Here is a 20999-nt window from a genome sequence, read left to right as displayed (position 1 = left end):
ATCGTCCGGTACCCAGAGCGGACTGGAACGGGAAGGCCGCCGTCGCGTGAGTACAGTCCACCAGCCAGACCCCAGGGACCGCCCCGCGCGGCTCACCGTCGGCGTCGTCGGCGCCGGCCGCGTGGGTCCCGCGCTGGCCGCCTCGCTCCAGCTCGCCGGGCACCGCCCGGTGGCCGTCTCGGGCGTCTCCGACGCCTCCAGGCGGCGCGCCGCGCAGTTGCTGCCCGACGTGCCGCTCGTGCCGCCGGCCGAGGTCCTCCAGCGTTCCGACCTGGTGCTCCTGACCGTTCCGGACGACGCGTTGCCCGGCCTCGTGGAGGGCCTCGCGGAGACCGGGGCCGTGCGGCCGGGCCAGCTGCTCGTCCACACCTCCGGGCGGTACGGCGCGAAAGTCCTCGCCCCCGCCCTGCGCGCCGGCGCGCTGCCGCTGGCCCTGCACCCGGCCATGACCTTCACCGGCACCGCCGTGGACGTCCAGCGCCTGGCCGGCTGCTCCTTCGGCGTCACCGCGCCCGACGAGCTGCGGCTGGCCGCCGAGGCCCTGGTCATCGAGATGGGCGGCGAACCCGAGTGGATCGCCGAGGAGAACCGTCCGCTCTACCACGCGGCGCTCGCGCTGGGCGCCAACCACCTGGTGACGCTGGTCGCCCAGTCCATGGAGCTGCTGCGCACGGCCGGTGTCGAGGCCCCCGACCGGATGCTCGGCCCGCTGCTCGGCGCCGCCCTCGACAACGCCCTGCGCTCCGGCGACGCGGCGCTGACCGGCCCCGTCGCGCGCGGGGACGCCGGCACGGTCGCCGCGCACGTCGCGGAGCTGCGCGAGCACGCCCCGCAGACCGTCGCCGGATACCTGGCGATGGCCCGCGCGACCGCCGACCGGGCGCTCGCCCACGGGCTGCTGAAACCGGAACTCGCCGAGGACCTCCTCGGGGTACTCGCCACGGGGGCCGGCGCCGCCGGAACCGACGGCGCCGAGGGAGACGCCCGATGACCACCACGCTGCTGCGCACCGCCGACGAACTGCACGCACGCGCGCGGGTGGGCCGGCGGGCCGTCGTGATGACCATGGGCGCACTGCACGAGGGCCACGCCACCCTGATCCGCACCGCGCGGGAGATCGCCGGACCGGACGGCGAGGTCGTCGTCACCGTCTTCGTGAACCCCCTTCAGTTCGGCGCGGGCGAGGACCTCGACCGCTATCCGCGCACCCTGGACGCCGATCTCAAGATCGCCGAAGCGGCGGGCGCGGACGCCGTGTTCGCCCCCTCCGTGGACGAGGTCTATCCGGGCGGCGAGCCCCAGGTCCGCATCACGGCCGGACCGATGGGCGAGCGCCTGGAGGGGGCCGCGCGGCCCGGGCACTTCGACGGCATGCTCACCGTCGTCGGCAAGCTGCTGCACCTCACGCGCCCCGACATCGCGCTGTACGGGCAGAAGGACGCCCAGCAGCTCGCCCTGATCCGCCGGATGGTCCGCGACCTGAACTTCGGCGTCGAGATCGTCGGCGTGCCCACGGTCCGGGAGGACGACGGCCTGGCCCTGTCCAGCCGCAACCGGTACCTCTCGCCCGAGGGGCGGCGCACCGCGCTCGCCCTGTCCCAGGCCCTGTTCGCCGGTGGCGACCGGCACGCCGCCCAGGAGGCGCTGCGCGCGCGGGCGCGCGAGGTGCCCGCCACGCACGCACGGGCCGAGGCGCTCAGTGCCCTCGGGGAGTCCCGCGCGGCGGCCGACGCGCACGCCGTGGCGCAGGCGTCCCCGGGCGGCCCGGCGGCCGTCCGCGCGGCCGCCCGCCTGGTCCTCGACGAGGCGGTCCGCCTCGACCCGCCGCTGGTCCTGGACTACCTGGCCCTCGTCGACCCGTCCGACTTCACCGAGGTCGAGGCCGACTTCACCGGCGAGGCCGTCCTCGCCGTCGCCGCCCGGGTCGGGACGACCCGGTTGATCGACAACATCCCCCTCACCTTCGGAGCCGCCTCGTGACCAGCACAGGCATACGACTGCACGCGCCGGCGCCCGGCTGGAACATCACCGCGGACGTGGTGGTCGTCGGCTCCGGCGTCGCCGGCCTCACCGCCGCCCTGCGCTGCGAGGCCGCCGGCCTGACGACGGTCGTCGTCACCAAGGCCCGCCTCGACGACGGTTCCACCCGCTGGGCCCAGGGCGGGATCGCCGCGGCCCTGGGCGACGGCGACACACCGGAACAGCACCTGGACGACACGCTGGTCGCGGGCGCCGGCCTGTGCGACGAGGACGCGGTACGGCTCCTGGTCACCGAGGGGCCCGACGCCGTACGCCGTCTCATCGAGACCGGCGCCCACTTCGACGAGTCCGCCGAGGGCCGGCTGGAGCTCACCCGCGAGGGCGGCCACCACCGGCGCCGCATCGCGCACGCGGGCGGCGACGCGACCGGAGCGGAGATCTCCCGCGCGCTGGTCGAGGCGGTCCGCGCGCGTGGACTGCGGACCATCGAGAACGCGCTGGTCCTGGACCTGCTCACGGACACGGACGGCCGGACCGCGGGCGTGAGCCTGCACGTCATGGGCGAGGGCCAGCACGACGGCGTGGGCGCCGTGCACGCGCCCGCCGTGGTCCTGGCGACCGGCGGCATGGGCCAGGTCTTCTCGGCCACCACCAACCCGTCGGTGTCCACCGGCGACGGTGTGGCGCTCGCCCTGCGCGCGGGCGCGGAGGTCTCCGACCTGGAGTTCGTGCAGTTCCACCCGACGGTGCTGTTCCTGGGCGCGGACGCGGAGGGCCAGCAGCCGCTGGTCTCCGAGGCGGTCCGCGGCGAGGGCGCCCACCTGGTCGACGGCGACGGCGTGCGCTTCATGGTCGGGCAGCACGAACTGGCCGAGCTGGCGCCCCGCGACATCGTCGCCAAGGGCATCATGCGCCGCATGCAGGAGCGGGACGCCGAGCACATGTTCCTCGACGCCCGGCACTTCGGCGCCGACATGTGGGAGCACCGCTTCCCGACGATCCTCGCCGCCTGCCGTACGCACGGCATCGACCCGGTCACCGAGCCCATACCGATCGCCCCGGCGGCCCACTACGCCTCCGGGGGCGTGCGCACCGACTCCCGGGGACGCACCACCGTCCCCGGCCTGTACGCGTGCGGGGAGGTCGCCTGCACCGGTGTGCACGGCGCGAACCGGCTCGCCTCCAACTCCCTCCTGGAAGGCCTGGTCTACGCCGAGCGCATCGCGGCGGACATCGCGGCCGGCCGGGCCGGGGGCGACCTGCGCGCGCGCGTGCCCGAGCCGGTGCCGCACCCCGGCAGGCCCGCGCACCCCCTGCTCGCGCCCGAGGCCCGGTTCGCGATCCAGCGGATCATGACGGACGGCGCCGGCGTCCTGCGCTCGGCCGCCTCCCTCGAGGCCGCCGCCGGCCGGCTCCAGCGACTGCACACCGACGCGCGCGAAGCCCTCGACGAGAACGGCAAGACGGCGGAGCCCGGCGTCGACACCTGGGAGGCCACCAACCTCCTGTGCGTGGCCCGCGTCCTGGTCGCCGCCGCGCAACAGCGCGAGGAGACCCGCGGCTGCCACTGGCGCGAGGACCGGCCCGACCGGGACGACGCGGCCTGGCGCCGCCACATCGTCGTACGGCTGAATCCGGACCGCACCCTCGCCGTACACACCACCGATGGCCCAGACTTCCCCCCGACCCGGCAGCACCAGCAGCCCCTTCAGGAGCAGTGACAGCAGTGAGCACCCCCGACCTTCCCCTCGCGTCGAACGGCGGCTGCGGCGACGGCTGTGCCTGCGGCGCGGACGCCGGCGAGGAATACCTGGAGTGCGGACTCGACCCCGCGCTCGCCCAGCTCCTGGCCGACGCAGGCCTCGACCCCGTGGAGGTCGAGGACATCGCCAACGTCGCCCTCCAGGAGGACCTCGCCCACGGGGTGGACGTGACGACGGTCGCGACCATCCCCGAGGACGCCGTCGCCACCGCCGACTTCACCGCGCGCGAGACGGGCGTCGTGGCCGGCCTCAGGGTGGCCGAAGCGGTGCTCTCCGTGGTCTGCACCGAGGAGCTCGAGGTCGAGCGGCACGTGGAGGACGGCGACCGCGTGGAGGCCGGGCAGCGGCTTCTGTCGGTCACCACGCGCACCCGTGACCTGCTGACCGCCGAACGCAGCGCGCTCAACCTCCTGTGCCGCCTGTCGGGCGTCGCGACCGCCACGCGCGCGTGGGCGGACGCCCTGGAGGGCACCCGCGCCCGGGTGCGGGACACCCGCAAGACGACGCCCGGTCTGCGTTCCCTGGAGAAGTACGCGGTCCGCTGCGGCGGCGGCGTCAACCACCGCATGTCGCTGTCGGACGCGGCCCTGGTCAAGGACAACCACGTGGTCGCCGCGGGCGGCGTCGCCCAGGCCTTCGAAGCCGTCCGGGAGGCCTTCCCGGACGTACCGATCGAGGTCGAGGTCGACACGCTGCACCAGCTGCGCGAGGTGGTGGACGCCGGGGCCGACCTGATCCTGCTGGACAACTTCACGCCGGGCGAGTGCGAGGAGGCGGTGGCCGTCGTGCACGGACGTGCCGCCCTGGAGGCCTCGGGCCGGCTCACCCTCGACAACGCCAAGGTGTACGCGGACACGGGCGTGGACTACCTGGCCGTCGGCGCCCTGACCCACTCCTCGCCGATCCTGGACATCGGCCTGGACCTGCGCGAGGCGGAGTAAGGCCATGCTCCTCACGATCGATGTGGGCAACACGCACACCGTCCTGGGACTGTTCGACGGCGAGGACATCGTCGAGCACTGGCGCATCTCCACCGACGCGCGCCGCACGGCCGACGAACTGGCCGTGCTGCTGCAGGGCCTCATGGGCATGCACCCGCTCCTGGGCGACGAGCTGGGCGACGGCATCGACGGGATCGCGATCTGCGCGACCGTGCCGTCCGTGCTGCACGAGCTGCGCGAGGTGACCCGCCGCTACTACGGCGACGTGCCCGCGGTCCTGGTCGAGCCGGGCGTGAAGACGGGCGTGCCGATCCTCACCGACAACCCGAAGGAGGTCGGCGCGGACCGGATCATCAACGCGGTCGCCGCCGTCGAGCTCTTCGGCGGCCCGGCGATCGTGGTCGACTTCGGCACGGCGACGACGTTCGACGCGGTCAGCGCGCGCGGGGAGTACGTCGGCGGGGTCATCGCCCCCGGTATCGAGATCTCGGTCGAGGCGCTCGGCGTCAAGGGCGCCCAGCTGCGGAAGATCGAGGTGGCGCGGCCGCGGAGCGTGATCGGCAAGAACACGGTCGAGGCGATGCAGTCGGGCATCATCTACGGCTTCGCGGGACAGGTGGACGGCGTCGTGCAGCGGATGGCACGGGAGCTGGCCCAGGACCCGGAGGAGGTGACGGTGATCGCCACGGGCGGGCTCGCGCCCATGGTCCTCGGGGAGTCCTCGGTCATCGACGAGCACGAACCGTGGCTGACGCTGGTGGGGCTGCGGCTGGTGTACGAACGGAACGTGGCGCGCATGTGAGTGGGGCGCGCGAACCGGCGACGGCACCCGCCCACCCGGGTGGCCCGCACCGCGCCACACCCACCCCCTATGTCGAGTTTGTCTGATTAGCGCGTACTGTCGCCGCATGCCCACGCCATACGGATCCCGCGGCGGCATGGCGTTCGGCGTGGAGGAGCTGCGTGTGCTCCGCCGCGCTCTCGCCCTCGCCCTTCAGCCCAGCCCCGCCTCGGCCGAGGACGTCCAGGACTGTCTCCGTCTCGCCGAGTCCCTCGACGAGGCGCTGCGGGAGGGTGCCCGGCTGCGGGCCTTCCTGGTGGCCGACCTCGCCCGGTACCGAGCCGCCCTGCCGGGCACCGCCGCCGGCTATCTCACGCTCCTCGACGAGGTCCTCGGTGCCGGGTACCGCCCGGAATCCGACGACCTCGCCGCACTGAGAGCCCTGCGCGGCAACCCCGCGGCGGCCGTCCTCCTGGACCGCTGCCAGGCGCTCGCCGAGCGGGACGTACGGGCCCGTCTCGCCCGTCGGGCCGTGCCCGCGGCCGTCGCTCTCACCCCGACCGTCCCCGCCTCCCGTACCCGCCTCCAGGCCCTTCCCGGCGGCCGTTCCAGCCTGCGGGCCGCCCCCGTCGGGGAGGCGGGCGGGCAGGACCCCGCAAGGCGGCCCGAGAAGAAACCCGCCGAGAGGCCGGCTCCGAAGCCCGCCCCCGAGGCCCCCCGGCCCGCCCGCCCCATCCCGACCCCGGGTGAGGTCTTCCCCCGCCGCAAGCCGGCGCCGCCGCCGGTGAACCCGCCGCACCAGCTCGCCGCGGTCTGAGGGCCCGCCTGTCCTTCGGGCCCGGTTCGCCCCACCCCGCCCCGCCCGACCCCCGGGCCGTGGCTACCCTGGACGCATGGACTACGTCTCCGCGCTCGTGCCTCCGGTCGTCATGGCCGTGTTCTTCATCGGCCTCATCAGGGTGATCGTGAAGACCCAGGGCGGGGCCAACAAGGCCAAGGAGGACGCGGCCGTCGACGCCGCCCTCGCGCGCGCGGAAGGCGCCCGCCAGGCCTCCGCGCCCACCGACGCCTGAGCCGTCCGCTTCGGCGGCCGGTCCACACCTCGCAGGGGCGTACGACTTCCGGGTCGTGCGCCCTTTTTGTCGTCTTTGCCGGTGAAAGTGCCTGTCCGGCACGCCAATACCCGAATCTCCTACTATTGTGCTGAACTGTGCCTCGCCCATTGGGAGAACTCGAAGACGCGGTCATGACGCGGGTGTGGAAGTGGAACCGCCCGGTGACCGTTCGGGAAGTCCTGGAAGACCTTCAGCGGGAGCGGTCCATCGCCTACACCACGGTGATGACCGTTTTGGACAATCTCCATCAGAAGGGCTGGGTGCGCCGTGAGGCGGAAGGCCGGGCCTATCGATATGAGGCGGTCTCCACACGGCCCGCCTACGCGGCCGCGCTGATGAACGACGCCTGGTCCCAGAGTGACAACCCCGCCGCCGCTCTCGTCGCGTTCTTCGGGATGATGAGCGAGGAACAGCGACATGCCCTGCGGGACGCCGTACGCATCGTCCAGGGACCGGAAACATCCGAAGCCGCCGCGGATACGGCACCCGATACCACGGCCGATACCCGTGACGAGAACCCCGGCTCGGCGCCGGAGGGCGGCGGGCGATAGCGTCCGCTCATGTCAGCAGAGCGTCCCGAAGTCACCTCGAAAGCCATCACCGTCAGGCGGGCCCGAACCAGCGATGTCCCGGCCGTGCGCCGTCTCCTTGACGCGTACGTCCGTGACCGCATCCTGCTCGACAAAGCCACGGTGACGCTTTACGAGGACATCCAGGAGTTCTGGGTCGCCGAACGGGACGACAACGCGGAGGTCGTCGGCTGCGGCGCTCTGCACGTGATGTGGGAAGACCTCGCGGAAGTCCGCACTCTCGCCGTGAAGGACGGTCTGAAGGGCGCCGGCGTCGGTCATCAGTTGCTGGAGAAGTTGCTCCACACCGCGCGCTGGCTCGGCGTTCGCCGCGTTTTCTGTCTGACCTTCGAAGTGGACTTCTTCGGCAAGCACGGCTTCGTCGAGATCGGCGAGACACCCGTTGACACCGATGTCTACGCGGAGCTGCTGCGTTCCTATGACGAAGGTGTTGCGGAGTTCCTCGGTCTCGAACGGGTGAAACCGAACACCTTGGGCAACAGCCGGATGCTTCTGCATCTGTGATCGCCAGGGATCCCCAAGCATCGCCAAGGATCCACAAGGATCGTCAAGACCTATTCCACCCCGGCCGGCCCTGCCCGGGTTCCCTATGTCCGAAACGCGCACGTTTCCGGACCGGAGCGGCCCTGTCGGCCTTCCCCAGGGGTTTGTGTTTTTCCAGCAAAAGCGGTTTGCTTTCCGACGTACTGCAGTACTGCATATAACAGGGGACGGCGAAACGGCGGACGCCGCGGGCCCCGGGCCCACAGGTTATGGATGAAAGGAAATCCGGTGGCACAGAAGGTTCAGGTCCTTCTTGTCGACGACCTCGACGGCGGCGAGGCGGACGAGACTGTCACGTTCGCACTGGACGGCAAGACTTACGAGATCGATCTCACGACCGCCAATGCGGACAAGCTGCGCGGCCTTCTCGACCCTTACGTGAAGGGCGGCCGTCGTACCGGGGGCCGTGCCGCGGGCGGACGCGGAAAGGCGCGCGTCGCTTCCGGCGGCAGCCAGGACACCGCGCAGATCCGCGCGTGGGCGAAGGAGAACGGCTACGAGGTCAACGACCGCGGCCGTGTTCCCGCGTCCATTCGCGAGGCCTACGAGAAGGCCAACGGCTGAGCGCACGCGCGCGTCAGCCGCAGTCGGTGGCAGTGCGTCGCCGCGGTGTGCACCACACGTACGAGATCGGGGGCGCCCCCACCGCCCCCCAAAGCCGACAGCGTCGGCAGCGAGGCCTCGACCTCGCGTCCCGGCTCGGGGGGCCGCAACCACGTGGCGGCCCCCTGCAGGACCTCCGCCCGGACCGGGGGAAGCGGCCGCTTACCGGCCCGCCCCGCCTCGCACGGAGCCGGTGCGTCCATGAGCCCGCCCTCGCCGGTCATCGCGAGATCCAGGGCCAGATCGCCCCACTCCAGCCACTCCAGCACCCCCGGCAGCTCCTCCGCGCTGCCCGCCGCCACCAGCAGCCGCATCCGGTCGCCCTGTACGGCCACCGGAGAGCCCGGGGCGAGGTGCCGCAGCGCCGCCCGGCCCGCCTCGGCCGGCACCTCCAGCACGTCGAAGCGCAGGCCCGCGCGCAGCCGCACCGGGGTCGCGGCGGTCTCCGGGCCGCCCGGGTCCGCGGGCACGGTCGGCCAGCCCAGTTCGTTCTCGTACCACCGGCGTACCTGATCGCCCGTGTCGAGAGGCCGGCGGGGGAGCGGGAGGGTGACCGGGGGCCGGATGCCGAACATGCCAAGCGCAACCGCCGGAAAGGCCCGGGAGTTACGCTGGGTGTTCGGTAAATCGCGCACAGTGCCGGGATCGGGGGCGTGCGGGGCTGTGGGACGGAGCGAGGTTGTTCGCCCATAGCGGAGCGAACCGGTGCGCGCGGCATGGAGTGTCCGTGCCGGCGGGTAAGACATCCCTAGTGGGAGGGGGCGACACGCAGATCGGGCCGTCTCACGTTCGCCATCGGCGTAGTGATGGCGGGGGTAACTGCCTGGCCTGCGGGAACATCGTCTCGCACGATCGGGTTGGAGCAGATGTCGGCGTTCGGGGTCAGGAGGCCAAGGACGGTGTCGGCAGTTGGAATGAGCGGTCCCCGCTTGCGGGACTAAGCTGCGGAAGGACAGGGAGGGGAGCGTCCCCTTACTGCCTGACCGCTCTGAGGAGCGATTAACGATGTTCGAGAGGTTCACCGACCGCGCGCGGCGGGTTGTCGTCCTGGCTCAGGAAGAAGCCCGGATGCTCAACCACAACTACATCGGCACCGAGCACATCCTCCTGGGCCTGATCCATGAGGGTGAGGGTGTCGCCGCCAAGGCCCTTGAGAGCCTCGGGATTTCGCTCGAGGCGGTCCGCCAGCAGGTGGAGGAGATCATCGGCCAGGGCCAGCAGGCCCCGTCCGGGCACATCCCCTTCACCCCCCGTGCCAAGAAGGTCCTGGAGCTGTCGCTCCGCGAGGCCCTTCAGCTGGGTCACAACTACATCGGCACGGAGCACATCCTGCTCGGCCTGATCCGCGAGGGCGAGGGCGTCGCCGCCCAGGTCCTGGTCAAGCTGGGCGCAGATCTCAACCGTGTGCGGCAGCAGGTGATCCAGCTGCTCTCCGGTTACCAGGGCAAGGAGACCGCCGGCGCCAGTGGCGGCCCTGCGGAGGGCACCCCCTCGACGTCCCTGGTCCTCGACCAGTTCGGCCGGAACCTCACCCAGGCCGCTCGTGAGTCCAAGCTCGACCCGGTCATCGGGCGCGAGAAGGAGATCGAGCGGGTCATGCAGGTGCTGTCCCGCCGTACCAAGAACAATCCGGTCCTGATCGGTGAGCCCGGCGTCGGCAAGACCGCCGTCGTCGAGGGCCTCGCCCAGGCCATCGTCAAGGGCGAGGTGCCCGAGACCCTCAAGGACAAGCACCTCTACACCCTCGACCTCGGCGCGCTGGTCGCCGGTTCCCGCTACCGCGGTGACTTCGAGGAGCGCCTGAAGAAGGTGCTCAAGGAGATCCGCACCCGCGGCGACATCATCCTGTTCATCGACGAGCTGCACACGCTGGTCGGTGCGGGTGCCGCGGAGGGCGCCATCGACGCCGCTTCGATCCTGAAGCCGATGCTGGCCCGCGGTGAGCTGCAGACCATCGGTGCGACCACGCTTGACGAGTACCGCAAGCACCTGGAGAAGGACGCGGCCCTCGAGCGCCGCTTCCAGCCGATCCAGGTCGCGGAGCCGTCGCTGCCGCACACGATCGAGATCCTCAAGGGTCTGCGCGACCGGTACGAGGCGCACCACCGCGTCTCCATCACCGACGAGGCGCTGGTCCAGGCCGCCACCCTGGCCGACCGGTACATCTCGGACCGCTTCCTGCCGGACAAGGCGATCGACCTGATCGACGAGGCCGGCTCCCGGATGCGCATCCGCCGGATGACCGCGCCGCCGGACCTGCGCGAGTTCGACGAGAAGATCGCCGGCGTCCGCCGCGACAAGGAGTCCGCGATCGACTCGCAGGACTTCGAGAAGGCCGCCTCCCTCCGCGACAAGGAGAAGCAGCTCCTGGCCGCCAAGGCCAAGCGGGAGAAGGAGTGGAAGGCCGGCGACATGGACGTCGTCGCCGAGGTCGACGGCGAGCTGATCGCCGAGGTCCTCGCGACGGCCACCGGCATCCCGGTCTTCAAGCTGACCGAGGAGGAGTCGAGCCGCCTGCTGCGCATGGAGGACGAGCTCCACAAGCGGGTCATCGGCCAGGTCGACGCCGTCAAGGCGCTGTCCAAGGCGATCCGTCGTACGCGTGCCGGTCTGAAGGACCCGAAGCGTCCCGGTGGCTCGTTCATCTTCGCCGGCCCGTCCGGTGTCGGTAAGACCGAGCTGTCCAAGGCGCTCGCCGAGTTCCTCTTCGGTGACGAGGACGCGCTGATCTCCCTCGACATGTCGGAGTTCAGCGAGAAGCACACGGTGTCGCGTCTCTTCGGTTCGCCCCCCGGATACGTGGGCTACGAAGAGGGCGGCCAGCTGACCGAGAAGGTCCGCCGCAAGCCGTTCTCCGTCGTCCTCTTCGACGAGGTCGAGAAGGCCCACCCGGACATCTTCAACTCGCTGCTGCAGATCCTGGAGGACGGTCGGCTGACCGACTCCCAGGGCCGGGTCGTGGACTTCAAGAACACGGTCATCATCATGACGACCAACCTCGGCACCCGGGACATCTCCAAGGGCTTCAACCTGGGCTTCGCGGCCTCGGGCGACAAGAAGTCCAACTACGAGCGCATGAAGAACAAGGTCTCGGACGAGCTCAAGCAGCACTTCCGCCCCGAGTTCCTCAACCGCGTCGACGACGTGGTCGTCTTCCCGCAGCTGACCCAGGCCGACATCCTGCGGATCGTCGACCTGATGATCGGCAAGGTGGACGAGCGCCTGAAGGACCGGGACATGGGCATCGAGCTGTCCCAGTCCGCCAAGGAGCTGCTGTCGAAGAAGGGTTACGACCCGGTGCTGGGTGCGCGTCCGCTGCGTCGCACCATCCAGCGCGAGATCGAGGACACGCTCTCCGAGAAGATCCTCTTCGGTGAGCTGCGTCCCGGTCACATCGTGGTCGTGGACACCGAGGGCGAGGGCGAGACCCAGACCTTCACCTTCCGCGGTGAGGAGAAGGCGGCACTGCCGGACGTCCCGCCGATCGAGCAGGCGGCCGGCGGAGCCGGTCCGAACCTGAGCAAGGAGGCGTAACCTCTCGGGGTTCGCCTGAACGGAAGGGGCCGGTGCCGATCAGCACCGGCCCCTTCCGCGTGTCCGGAGGAGTGACGGGAACTACGACAGCTGACCGTCGTAGTCCGGCAGCTTGTACGTCGTCTCGGCGTGGCCGCCGGAGAGGTCGGTGGCGCTGTTGCCGATGTTCGCGATGATCGTGTACCCCTTCGACTCGATGCCGACGCGCTGGGCGGTCTTGTACGCGGCGACGTCCTTGAAGAGGTCGAGCAGGCCGCGGGTGTAGAGGCCGGAGACCTTGTAGCCGTCGTACGTGAGGTTGTACTCGGTCACCGGGCCGATGATGCCCGGGCGGGCGGTGACGAAGAACAGGGAGACGCCGTGCTCCTGGGCGTACCTGGCGACGTCCAGGACCGGCTTGTTGGCCGGTGCCGGGTAGGAGAAGCCGAAGTCGGTCTCCAGGGTGGTGTTGTCGATGTCGAAGACGATCGCCTGCTTCTCGCCCGGCCTGGTGGCGGCGATCCGCTGCTTCAGGGCGGGCAGCGCCTGGTTCATCAGGGCCTGGCAGTCCTGCTGCCAGGTGGCGTAGTCGACGTCCTCGGCGGCGGCCGCGGTGGTGGAGGTGCTCGTCGTCGCCGCGACGGCGTCCGCCGGGGCGGCGACGGCCACCAGGGCGGCCGCGGAGGCGGCGATGACGGCGGTGCGGTGCGCCAGGGGGCGTCGACTTCTCATGTGTGGGGGTTCCTCTCACGTCCGGACGTACCTGCGTTGACGGGTGCATGTTCCTTGACGAGGGTGGCGCGAGGGGAACCGTAGGGTTACTGGGGGGTAGGTGGCCAGAGACGTGCGTCACACAACGCTGTGAATCCTCAAGACGTCCGGAATGACCGGGAGTTGGTCGAGTAGGTGCTCCGGGACCTCGCCGGTCTCCGGGGCGAGGGCGAGGGTGACCGCGCGCAGGCCGGGGAAGATCCTCCGGACGTCCGAGAGGTCCTCGGTGCCCAGGAGGTTGTTGAGGCGAAGGTCGGTGACGCCGGGCAGGGGCGGGCCGTTCCAGCCGACGGCCTGCCAGTTGGTGCGCAGCTCCGTCAGCCCGGGAACGCGGGCGATCTCCTCGAAGTCCTCGGCGCGGAGGGTCTCGTGCAGCGTGGCCAGGCTCAGCTGCCGGAGCGAGGTGAACCGGCGCAGGCCGCGCAGCCCGGTGTGCCGGAGCGCGTCCTTGGTGAAGCGCAGGTAGCGCAGCGGGAGACCGGCGGGAAGGGCGTCGTCCAGGGACTCGCCGTGCAGGGCTACCCCCAGGTCCAGCTGGTCCAGCGTCGCCGAGCCGGCGAGCGCGTGCAGGGCGCCCGGCCGCTCCACCCCGGGCAGCAGATCCAGCGCCAGCCAGGACAGGGGAAGCCGGGCCGGCGCGGTGAGGTCGTCCACCTCCGGGCATCTGCTGAGGTCCAGATAGGTGAGCCGGTGCAGGGCCGACAGGCAGCTCAGGTCCCGCAGTTCGTTGTTGCCGCGGATGACGAGCGCGGTCACCCGCCCGGGGTCGAGGACGTCGCCGAGCGCGGCCGGGTCGATGTCGCCGACGAGCTGGAGGCGTTGCCGTCCGCCGAGACCGTTCAGGACCCGCAGCTGCCGTGCCGAGTGCGCGGTGAAGAAGAGGTCGTCCTCGGGCAGGTGGGCGATGACCTCCTCGCCGTAGCGGGACGTCTCGAACCGGTTCCAGGTCCAGGTGAGCTGGGCGCGGACGTCCAGCGCCGGATGCTTCCGGAAACGGGCCAGCACGGGTACCGCCGCCTCCGTGCCGATGAGGGACGCCGTGACCACCACCGCCCGTGCCTCCGCGTCGCCGAGCCCTTCCGGGCCGGGCAGCAGCTCCAGGGCGAGCGGGCCGGCCGAGGCCAGGGCGCGGGCCTCCGCCGTGGTCCGGGGCGGGATGAGCGCGGCCGCGTTCCGCTCCACGGCGGCCCGTACGGCGGGGTCGAGCTGGGTGGCGTGTTCCAGCGCGGCCAGCGCGAGAAGCCGTACGCGCGTGGCCGCCGGTCCGTCGAGGTGCCGTGCCGACTCGGTCAGGTCGGTGAGCAGTTCGGCGCGCTCGCGCGGACGGGCGTGCGCCACCGCCATCCTGACCACATCCGCCCACTGTTCGTCGACGGCGCCCCGGACCAGCAGGCCGAAGTCGCCGTCCTCCACGGCGGCCTTCGCGCCCAGGTAGTCCTGGAAGGTGCGGTGCACGAACTCGACGGTGCCCGCGGCGGGTTCGCGCAGCAGTCCGCTGCGGACGAGGAGGTGGCGCAGGATCGAGGCGGCGTCACCCTGCTCCGCGACGGCCGGCAGGGACGGGAGGACGTCGGCGACGATGCGCTCCGCCCGCGCGCGGTCCATCTCCGACTGGTTGTTGCGGATCAGCCAGTAGGCCAGGCGCTGGAGCAGCTGGATCTGCGGGAGTTCGGTGAGCTGGACGCCGCTCCGCTCGCCGCCGCGCGGGAACATGTCGCGCTCCTCGTCCCGGCGGGCGAGCAGCATCGACAGGGCGGCGTCGTACAACTCCTGCCGCCCGTGCGGGAGATAGCCGCGCCGGTCGCGGTGCAGGGCACAGATCAGGCCGCACATGAGGGGGTTGGTGGCGAGGCGGCCGAGGTCGGGTTTGGTCTGGACGGCGTCGAGGAGGCCGCGCTCGTAGCCGTCCAGGCGGTCCAGGTCGGCCTCGTCCGCGTGGCTGCGGGCCGCCGCGTGCCAGCGGGCGACGAACGCGGCGACGTCGGCCGGGCCCATGGGGGTCAGGGCGAGCTCCGTGAAGCCGTCCGGGGTGAGCCAGTCCTCCCGGACGGCGGAGGGACGCGAGGTGACCAGCCACTGGTTGCCGGGATAGACGTCCAGCAGGTCCCGCAGCCAGCGGCGGGTGTGCTCGCGCTCCCGCTCGGGGATCTCGTCGATGCCGTCCACCAGCAGCAGCCCGCGGCCCGCGCCGAGCACGCGGTCCGCCCAGCCGTCCGGCCCGCTGGCGTGGAAGGGGACGCGTACGGCGGCCAGGAAGGCGTCGGGGGCCGGGAGGCCGTCGGGACGGCGGACGAGGGTGCGCAGCGGGAGGACGAACGGGACGCGGTCACCGCGCTCGCCCCGGGCCGCGGTGACCGCCAGCCACTGCACGAGCGTGGTCTTGCCGGAGCCGGCGACTCCGCGCAGCAGCACCCGCTCGTGCTCGGCGAGCGTCTGGTCGGCGGGCCGGGCGGTCGCGGCGGAGGAGATGTGCAGGCCGCCGGGGCCGGTTGCGTGGTCGTCCCCGGCCGGGCCGAGGGCCTGGAGGCTGAGGTAGGCGGCGTCCAGGGGCCAGCGGTCGGGGGAGTCCGTCAGGTCGATGCCGTAGATGGTGAGGTGGCTGTGCTTCGTCGCCAGGTATGCCAGGTAGCGCTGCTCGAAGGCGGTGTCGGTGCCGCCTGGCGGGGGCGTCCGGGCGATCAACGCGTCGACCTTGGCGATGAGTTCGCGCTGCCGGCGGCTCTGCTCGACCAGGGTCCGGGCGACGAAGGAGGACCGCTGGGTGAAGAAGTGCACGATGTGCAGACAGGCCGTGGTGAGCAGCCGGCCGTAGAAGAGGCTCGCGTCGAAGGAGAGGTCCCGGTCCGGGTTGCCGGCGGACGAGCGGAGGTTCGCGGCGAGGAACTCGTGGCCGAGCTCCACCGCCTGGGCGTCCGTCATGGTGAGGTCGCCGAGGGCGTGGAGCGTGTCGGTGAGCGCGTGGACGACGGCCTGTTCCTCGTCGGCGTGGATGGGGCGCTCGCCCGTCCGCAGGGACTGGCGGACCAGTTCGGCCGAGAGCCGGTGCAGCGCCCGTTCGTCGAGGGTGCGCTTCTCGCCCTTGAAGGAGACGAAGCCCGAGATCCGGATCGGCTTGTCGACGAGGGCGGCGCCGGGGCCCTCGGCGACGAAGAGCTTCCTGATCAGCGGAGTGACCACGCCGGACGCCACTTTGGCGCCCAGGGTCGTCGGTTCCATGTGGCCTCCCCCTGAGCCTCGTTGACTGGTCAGCAGCGTAGTCCCCGTCACATTCCCGGGACTTCGGATCTTCTCGGCCGGTGACATGCCGCACAGGCGATTTGTCCGTTACTAGGGCGCATAGTAATTTAGCTGATTCGGGCAAAAAGGACTTTTAGTCTTCAATCAATGGTCGGATCCGGCCGTACTGGGTTGATTCGTCCCGGATGAGCTGTCTGTCAAGAAGCGTGAAGTTTTGAGAAGAAGTACTAGCTTCCGTCGTAGTTAGGCGGTTTGGGTGCTGATGGGATCCAGGGTTACCAAGGTGTGGCCCATCCGGCGGACGTCTTGCGCCGGGTGGCATTCCTGTCCCCGTCCCCGTGAGGTATCCGATGTCCCAGCGCGTCTCGTCCCTTTCTTCCCGTACGTCCCGGCTTCGTACTCGTGCGGCCGTCCTGGCCGCCGGCCTGGGAGCGTCGGTCGTACTGGGGGCCGGGGTCGCGGCCGCAGCCGACACCGGTGTGGCCGCCCTGCCGGCCGCCGGTACCGCCAACGCCGTCCAGGCGCAGGCCGCGGCGCAGGCCAAGGCAGCCACCGTGAAGAAGGCGGCCGCGGTGAAGCACGCCGCCGCCGTCAAGAAGGCCGCCGCGAAGAAGGCCGCCTCCTGGATCGACCCGGTGAAGAAGTACACGCTCTCCGCGAGCTTCGCCCAGGCCGGCGGCATGTGGCACTCCACCCACAGCGGGCAGGACTTCGCCGTGCCGAGCGGCACCAACGTCATGGCCGCGCACGGCGGCACCGTCGTCAAGGCCGGCGGCAACGGTGCCGGTGACGGGCCCGCGTACGGCAACGCCATCGTCATCAAGCACGGCAACGGCACCTACTCGCAGTACGCGCACCTCTCGCGCATCGACGTACGGGTCGGCCAGATCGTCGCCACCGGTCAGCACATAGCCCGGTCCGGCAACACCGGCAACTCCAGTGGCCCGCACCTGCACTTCGAGATCCGTACGACCCCGAACTACGGCTCGGCCATCGACCCGGTCGCCTTCCTGCACGCCAAGGGCGTCAAGGTCTGAGGTCCGAGGCCCCGGCCGACACGGTCCGGCCGGGCCGGGCCAAGGATGGTCCCGGACTGGCCACGTCTGGCCACGTCTGGCCAGGTCTGGTCTAGGACCCCTGGTGCGCCTGCGTCACCAGGTCGACGGCGACCTCGAGAACGGCCTCGCGCTTCTCCTCGGGCCGGCCGTTGAGGTCCTGCAGGAAGAACATCCCGGCGTGCAGCGTGAACAGGGCGCTGACGCAGCGGACCTGGGCGACCAGGTCCGCGTCCGGGTCGACGATGATCTCGCGCATGCCCATCATGCGGCTCTTGAACGACTCGCCGATGCTCAGTTCCCGCATCGTCGCCTGGTTCTCCTGCATGAAGCGGAACAGCGGGGCCGCGTCCGACAGGGCCTGGCTGTAGCGGCCCAGGATCTCCCGCTTGGTCTCCAGGGAGTGCGGCTGCTGCCGCCCCCACTCGATGAGGTCCTCGATCGGCTGCGTCAGGTCGGCGAAGAGACTGACGATGATCTCTTCCTTGGTCTTGAAGTGGTAGTAGAGCGCCGCCTTGGTGACGTCCAGGCGCTCGGCGATCTCGCGCAGCGAGGTCTTCTCGTATCCCTGCTCGGCGAAGAGCTCGAGTGCCACGTCCTGGATGCGCTGGCGGGTGTTGCCGCGGCGCTGCCGCTTGGTGCCGTCCATCGTGCCGCCCATCTTCGCACCCCCGGAAAACTTACTTGACGCCCGGCTAGTTGCGCGTCTACCTTCACAGTGTAACTAGCCGGGCGGCAAGTAAGTAGGCCGCCGGCGGTGGTACCCAGGGGAGTGGGAACGATGGCGGACACAGAGACGGCCGGGACCGGGGCGGAGAAACAGCCCAGGAGCGTGCGGGTGGTACTGCTCGCGCTCATGATCACCATGATGCTCGCGATGCTCGACAACATGATCGTGGGCACGGCGATGCCGACGATCGTCGGTGAGCTCGGGGGACTTGAACACCTGTCGTGGGTGGTGACCGCGTACACCCTCGCGACCGCTGCCTCGACCCCCATCTGGGGCAAGCTCGGCGACATGTACGGGCGCAAGGGCGCCTTCATGACCTCGATCGTGATCTTCCTGATCGGCTCCGCGCTCAGCGGCATGGCCCAGAACATGGGCGAGCTGATCGGCTTCCGCGCGATCCAGGGCCTCGGCGCGGGCGGTCTGATGGTCGGCGTCATGGCGATCATCGGCGACCTGATCCCGCCGCGCGAGCGCGGCAAGTACCAGGGCATGATGGCCGGCGTCATGGCGCTCGCGATGATCGGCGGCCCGCTGGTCGGCGGCACCATCACGGACAACTGGGGCTGGCGCTGGTCCTTCTACATCAACCTGCCGCTCGGCGCGGTCGCGCTCACCGCGATCAGTGTCGTCCTGCACCTGCCGAAGAAGCGGGCCAAGACGCGCATCGACTACCTGGGCGCCGGACTGCTGACCCTGGGCATCACCTCCATCGTGCTCGTGACGACCTGGGGCGGTTCCGAGTACGCCTGGTCGTCCGCGCGGATCATGGAACTCATCGCCATCGGCGTCGCCTCGCTCATCGGCTTCGTGTTCTGGCAACGCAAGGCGGCCGAGCCGATCCTGCCGCTGCACATCTTCCGCAGCCGCAACTTCACGCTGATGTCGGTCATCGGCTTCGTCACCGGCTTCGTGATGTTCGGCGCAACCCTCTTCCTGCCGCTGTACCAGCAGTCGGTGCAGAACGCCTCCGCGACCAACTCCGGTCTGCTCCTCCTGCCGATGCTCGGCGCGATGCTCGTCACCTCGATGGTCGCGGGACGGGTCACCACGAGCAGCGGCAAGTACAAGGTCTTCCCGGTCGTGGGCAGCGTGCTGATGGTCGTCGGGCTGTACCTGCTGTCGACGATGGACACCGGTACGAGCCGGTTCACCTCCGGCGTCTTCATGGCCGTCGTCGGTCTGGGCATGGGCTGCCTGATGCAGATCACCATGCTGGTCGCGCAGAACAGCGTGCAGATGAAGGACATGGGCGTCGCGTCCTCGTCCACCACCCTGTTCCGTACCCTCGGCTCGTCCTTCGGTGTCGCCATCATGGGCGCCCTGTTCAACAACCGGGTCCAGGACGTCATGTCCGAGCGGGCCGGTGCGCTGGGCTCGAAGGTCACCGAGCAGTCGGCGCAGCTGGACGCGGCGAGCCTGGCGAAGCTGCCGGTGGCGGCACGCGAGGCGTACCAGCACGCGGTGTCCTCCGGCACGCACTCCGCCTTCCTGCTCGGCTCCGTGGTCGCGGTGGTCGCGCTGGTGGCGGCCGTGTTCGTGAAGGAGGTCCCGCTGAAGGGAGCGGGACCGGCCGCCGACAAGCCGGGCGAGGACGAGGGCACGGGGACGGTGGCGCAGGCCACGGTCGTCGAGGCCGTCTGACCTGCTCCGACAGCGAGCCGAAGGCCCCCCGGGCGGTGTCCGCCCCCGGGGGGCCTTCGCTGTGGACCGCCCCGGGAGCCGGGCGTGTGGCGCCCCGGCTACGGCAGGGCGCGTGCGCCTTGGGTACGGCGGTATCGGGTGGCTGTCCGTTGTGTTCGTCGGCCGGTGGTGCGCCTTGGGTACGGCGGTATGGGGTGGCTGTCCGTTGTGTTCGTCGGCCGGTGGTGCGCCTTGGGAACGGGGCGGTATCGGGTGGCTGTCCGTCGTGTTCGTCGGCCGGTGCGCTCGCCTCGGCTACGGCGGCATCGGACAGCTGCTGTGATCGTCGGCATGTGGCGCCCCGGTTACGGCGGCACCGCTCAGCTGCTGTGATCGTCGGCAGGTGGCGCCACGCCTACGGCAGCATCGGATAGCTGCCCGTGTTCGTCGGCGCGTGTTCCGGCAGCCACAGCACCGCGACCGCCCCCTCGGCCGGGACGTGCTCCGGCGCTCCCGCCGGGCGGACGTTGCGGAAGGTCAGCCGGGCGCCCAGTACGCGGGCCTGCCCCGCGGCGATGGTGAGGCCCAGGCCGTGGCCGTGCCCGGCGCGGTCGCTGCTGCCGGTGCGGAAGCGGCTCGGGCCCTCGGCGAGGAGGTCCTCGGGAAAGCCGGGGCCGTGGTCGCGGACCCGGATGACCCGGCCCTCGACGCTGACCTCGATCGGCGGTTTGCCGTGCCGGGCCGCGTTGGCCAGCAGGTTGAACAGCACGCGCTCCAGCCGCCGGGGGTCGGTCGTGACCTCCGACTCGTGCACCACGCGCACCCCGACGTGCGGGTCCTTCGCCGCCACCCGCCGGCTGACGAACTCACCGAGCAGGATGTCCTGCAGTTCGGCCCGCTCGGAGGCGCCGTCCAGGCGGGCGACCTCCAGGACGTCCTCGACGAGGGTCCGCATGGCCTGCGCCCGGTCCAGGACCAGTTCCGTCGGCCGGCCCGGGGGCAGCAGCTCGGCGGCGGTCAGCAGCCCGGTCACCGGGGTGCGCAGTTCGTGCGCGATGTCCGCGGTGACCCGGCGCTCGGCCTCCAGCCGCTGCCGTAGCGCGTCCGCCATGGCGTCCACCGCGCTCGCGAGGTCGTCGGTCTCGTCCCGTACGACTCCGCCTATGGCGTCCCGCACCCGTACGTCCGACTCGCCCCGGGCGACCTGGTTGGCGGCGGCCGCCGCCTTGCGCAGCCGGCGCGAGAGCTGGCCGCCGATGAGCACGCCGAGCGCGCTGCCGCCGAGGACGACCGCGATGGAGCCGATCACCAGAGCCTGGTCCAGGTCCTTCAGGATGTCCGTGCTGCGGTCGGGGATCCCGGTGTGCAGCGACAGCACGTGCCCGTCCTTGACCGGCACGGCGGCCCAGATGTCGGGCCCACCGTCGGTCCGGTCGGTGACGTAGGTGGCCCGGCGGCCCTCCTCGACCTTCTGTCGCAGCGCGCCCGGCAGCCGCGAGTCGTCGATCTTGATGTTGGGGAAGTTCGGCCGCCCGGACAGCTCGTAGTTGCGCTGGGCGATCTGCACCCGCTCGTCCGCCAGGTCGCGCGCGTTGTCCAGCATCGAGACCCGCGCCGCGTTGTGCACGACCAGGCTGAGCGCGACCGCCACCAGCGCACCGACCAGCGCGATGGCCGCGCTGAGTTTCCATCTCAGGCCCGTACGCATGTCCGCACGCTCCAGGACCGGGCGCCGAAACTTCCCCCGCATACTCTGA

The 20999-nt window shown here is 71.2% G+C and carries 18 protein-coding genes; 13 read left to right on the top strand and 5 right to left on the bottom strand.

All coding sequences use genetic code 11. The annotated features are described in order from the left end of the window. The first annotated feature begins 46 nt into the window (after positions 1 to 46). From OG985_RS21340 to OG985_RS21295, 10 genes are all read left to right on the top strand, one after another. Positions 47 to 991: a Rossmann-like and DUF2520 domain-containing protein gene (locus OG985_RS21340; RefSeq protein ID WP_371669934.1), complete on the top strand. Its 945-nt coding sequence runs from the start codon at positions 47 to 49 to the stop codon at positions 989 to 991. Further along, the gene (panC, locus tag OG985_RS21335) at positions 988 to 1980 is read left to right on the top strand and encodes a pantoate--beta-alanine ligase (RefSeq protein WP_371669933.1); all 993 of its coding nucleotides are present in this window, start codon (positions 988 to 990) and stop codon (positions 1978 to 1980) included. Before OG985_RS21340 ends, panC begins: the two co-directional genes overlap by 4 nt. After that, positions 1977 to 3701 carry an L-aspartate oxidase gene (locus OG985_RS21330; protein WP_371669932.1) on the top strand — a complete coding sequence of 575 codons (1725 nt, stop codon included), beginning with the start codon at positions 1977 to 1979 and terminating at the stop codon, positions 3699 to 3701. The genes panC and OG985_RS21330 overlap by 4 nt, the downstream gene beginning before the upstream one ends. Positions 3702 to 3706: 5 nt before the next feature. Beyond that, a complete protein-coding gene (gene nadC, locus OG985_RS21325) occupies positions 3707 to 4684 on the top strand; it encodes a carboxylating nicotinate-nucleotide diphosphorylase (RefSeq protein WP_371669931.1) in 978 nt (325 codons plus the stop codon). Positions 4685 to 4688: 4 nt separating this feature from the next. Next, complete coding sequence (locus OG985_RS21320; protein WP_371669930.1) at positions 4689 to 5486, top strand: type III pantothenate kinase; 798 nt, start codon at positions 4689 to 4691, stop codon at positions 5484 to 5486. 136 nt (positions 5487 to 5622) lie between these two features. Beyond that, on the top strand, positions 5623 to 6282 hold the full coding sequence (locus OG985_RS21315) for a hypothetical protein (RefSeq protein WP_371674451.1): 660 nt from the start codon (positions 5623 to 5625) through the stop codon (positions 6280 to 6282). A 76-nt stretch (positions 6283 to 6358) separates the two neighbouring features. After that, complete coding sequence (locus tag OG985_RS21310) at positions 6359 to 6538, top strand: hypothetical protein (protein WP_356045328.1); 180 nt, start codon at positions 6359 to 6361, stop codon at positions 6536 to 6538. A gap of 149 nt (positions 6539 to 6687) precedes the next feature. Continuing rightward, a complete protein-coding gene (locus OG985_RS21305) occupies positions 6688 to 7131 on the top strand; it encodes a BlaI/MecI/CopY family transcriptional regulator (protein ID WP_371669929.1) in 444 nt (147 codons plus the stop codon). A 9-nt stretch (positions 7132 to 7140) separates the two neighbouring features. Next, entirely contained in the window at positions 7141 to 7674 is a 534-nt protein-coding gene (locus OG985_RS21300) for an amino-acid N-acetyltransferase (RefSeq protein WP_371669928.1), read from the top strand. Positions 7675 to 7941: 267 nt separating this feature from the next. Continuing rightward, on the top strand, positions 7942 to 8277 hold the full coding sequence (locus OG985_RS21295; RefSeq protein WP_371669927.1) for an Lsr2 family protein: 336 nt from the start codon (positions 7942 to 7944) through the stop codon (positions 8275 to 8277). Here the strand turns inward: OG985_RS21295 and OG985_RS21290 are convergent. Continuing rightward, on the bottom strand, positions 8256 to 8891 hold the full coding sequence (locus OG985_RS21290; RefSeq protein WP_371669926.1) for an SCO3374 family protein: 636 nt from the start codon (positions 8889 to 8891) through the stop codon (positions 8256 to 8258). The two genes, OG985_RS21295 and OG985_RS21290, sit on opposite strands and share 22 nt — an antisense overlap. Positions 8892 to 9321: 430 nt before the next feature. Between OG985_RS21290 and OG985_RS21285 the strand changes: the two genes are divergently transcribed. Then, the gene (locus OG985_RS21285) at positions 9322 to 11850 is read left to right on the top strand and encodes an ATP-dependent Clp protease ATP-binding subunit (RefSeq protein WP_371669925.1); all 2529 of its coding nucleotides are present in this window, start codon (positions 9322 to 9324) and stop codon (positions 11848 to 11850) included. Between the two features lie 81 nt (positions 11851 to 11931). On the opposite strand, the gene OG985_RS21280 is transcribed toward OG985_RS21285, so the two are convergent. Together OG985_RS21280 and OG985_RS21275 are read right to left on the bottom strand one after the other, a co-directional pair. Continuing rightward, positions 11932 to 12561, bottom strand: a complete 630-nt coding sequence (locus OG985_RS21280) for an HAD family acid phosphatase (protein ID WP_371669924.1) — start codon at positions 12559 to 12561, stop codon at positions 11932 to 11934. A 117-nt stretch (positions 12562 to 12678) separates the two neighbouring features. Then, entirely contained in the window at positions 12679 to 15816 is a 3138-nt protein-coding gene (locus OG985_RS21275; RefSeq protein ID WP_371669923.1) for an NACHT domain-containing NTPase, read from the bottom strand. Positions 15817 to 16187: 371 nt separating this feature from the next. Between OG985_RS21275 and OG985_RS21270 the strand changes: the two genes are divergently transcribed. After that, positions 16188 to 16874, top strand: a complete 687-nt coding sequence (locus tag OG985_RS21270; RefSeq protein WP_371669922.1) for a M23 family metallopeptidase — start codon at positions 16188 to 16190, stop codon at positions 16872 to 16874. 91 nt (positions 16875 to 16965) lie between these two features. Here OG985_RS21270 and OG985_RS21265 read toward each other — a convergent pair whose 3' ends face one another. Next, positions 16966 to 17553 (bottom strand): TetR/AcrR family transcriptional regulator, encoded by a 588-nt coding sequence (locus OG985_RS21265; RefSeq protein ID WP_371669921.1) that lies wholly within the window; start codon positions 17551 to 17553, stop codon positions 16966 to 16968. Between the two features lie 120 nt (positions 17554 to 17673). Here OG985_RS21265 and OG985_RS21260 point away from each other — a divergent pair, with 120 nt between their 5' ends. Further along, a complete protein-coding gene (locus OG985_RS21260) occupies positions 17674 to 19263 on the top strand; it encodes an MDR family MFS transporter (protein ID WP_371669920.1) in 1590 nt (529 codons plus the stop codon). Positions 19264 to 19657: 394 nt separating this feature from the next. Here OG985_RS21260 and cseC read toward each other — a convergent pair whose 3' ends face one another. Further along, positions 19658 to 20992: a two-component system sensor histidine kinase CseC gene (cseC, locus tag OG985_RS21255; RefSeq protein WP_371669919.1), complete on the bottom strand. Its 1335-nt coding sequence runs from the start codon at positions 20990 to 20992 to the stop codon at positions 19658 to 19660. Positions 20993 to 20999: the final 7 nt, after the last annotated feature.

Source organism: Streptomyces sp. NBC_00289, assembly GCF_041435115.1.
In the GTDB taxonomy this organism is placed as follows: domain Bacteria; phylum Actinomycetota; class Actinomycetes; order Streptomycetales; family Streptomycetaceae; genus Streptomyces.
This window is presented reverse-complemented; position numbering and strand designations above follow the sequence as displayed.

Bases quoted from the DNA above. Each gene is read 5' to 3' on its own strand.
- OG985_RS21300 (WP_371669928.1), top strand. From the start codon at position 7,141: ATGTCAGCAGAGCGTCCCGAAGTCACCTCGAAAGCCATCACCGTCAGG.
- OG985_RS21270 (WP_371669922.1), top strand. From the start codon at position 16,188: ATGTCCCAGCGCGTCTCGTCCCTTTCTTCCCGTACGTCCCGGCTTCGT.
- OG985_RS21275 (WP_371669923.1), bottom strand. From the start codon at position 15,816: ATGGAACCGACGACCCTGGGCGCCAAAGTGGCGTCCGGCGTGGTCACT.
- OG985_RS21290 (WP_371669926.1), bottom strand. From the start codon at position 8,891: ATGTTCGGCATCCGGCCCCCGGTCACCCTCCCGCTCCCCCGCCGGCCT.
- OG985_RS21265 (WP_371669921.1), bottom strand. From the start codon at position 17,553: ATGGGCGGCACGATGGACGGCACCAAGCGGCAGCGCCGCGGCAACACC.
- OG985_RS21320 (WP_371669930.1), top strand. From the start codon at position 4,689: ATGCTCCTCACGATCGATGTGGGCAACACGCACACCGTCCTGGGACTG.
- cseC (WP_371669919.1), bottom strand. From the start codon at position 20,992: ATGCGGGGGAAGTTTCGGCGCCCGGTCCTGGAGCGTGCGGACATGCGT.
- OG985_RS21285 (WP_371669925.1), top strand. From the start codon at position 9,322: ATGTTCGAGAGGTTCACCGACCGCGCGCGGCGGGTTGTCGTCCTGGCT.
- panC (WP_371669933.1), top strand. From the start codon at position 988: ATGACCACCACGCTGCTGCGCACCGCCGACGAACTGCACGCACGCGCG.
- OG985_RS21315 (WP_371674451.1), top strand. From the start codon at position 5,623: ATGGCGTTCGGCGTGGAGGAGCTGCGTGTGCTCCGCCGCGCTCTCGCC.
- OG985_RS21310 (WP_356045328.1), top strand. From the start codon at position 6,359: ATGGACTACGTCTCCGCGCTCGTGCCTCCGGTCGTCATGGCCGTGTTC.
- OG985_RS21280 (WP_371669924.1), bottom strand. From the start codon at position 12,561: ATGAGAAGTCGACGCCCCCTGGCGCACCGCACCGCCGTCATCGCCGCC.
- OG985_RS21260 (WP_371669920.1), top strand. From the start codon at position 17,674: ATGGCGGACACAGAGACGGCCGGGACCGGGGCGGAGAAACAGCCCAGG.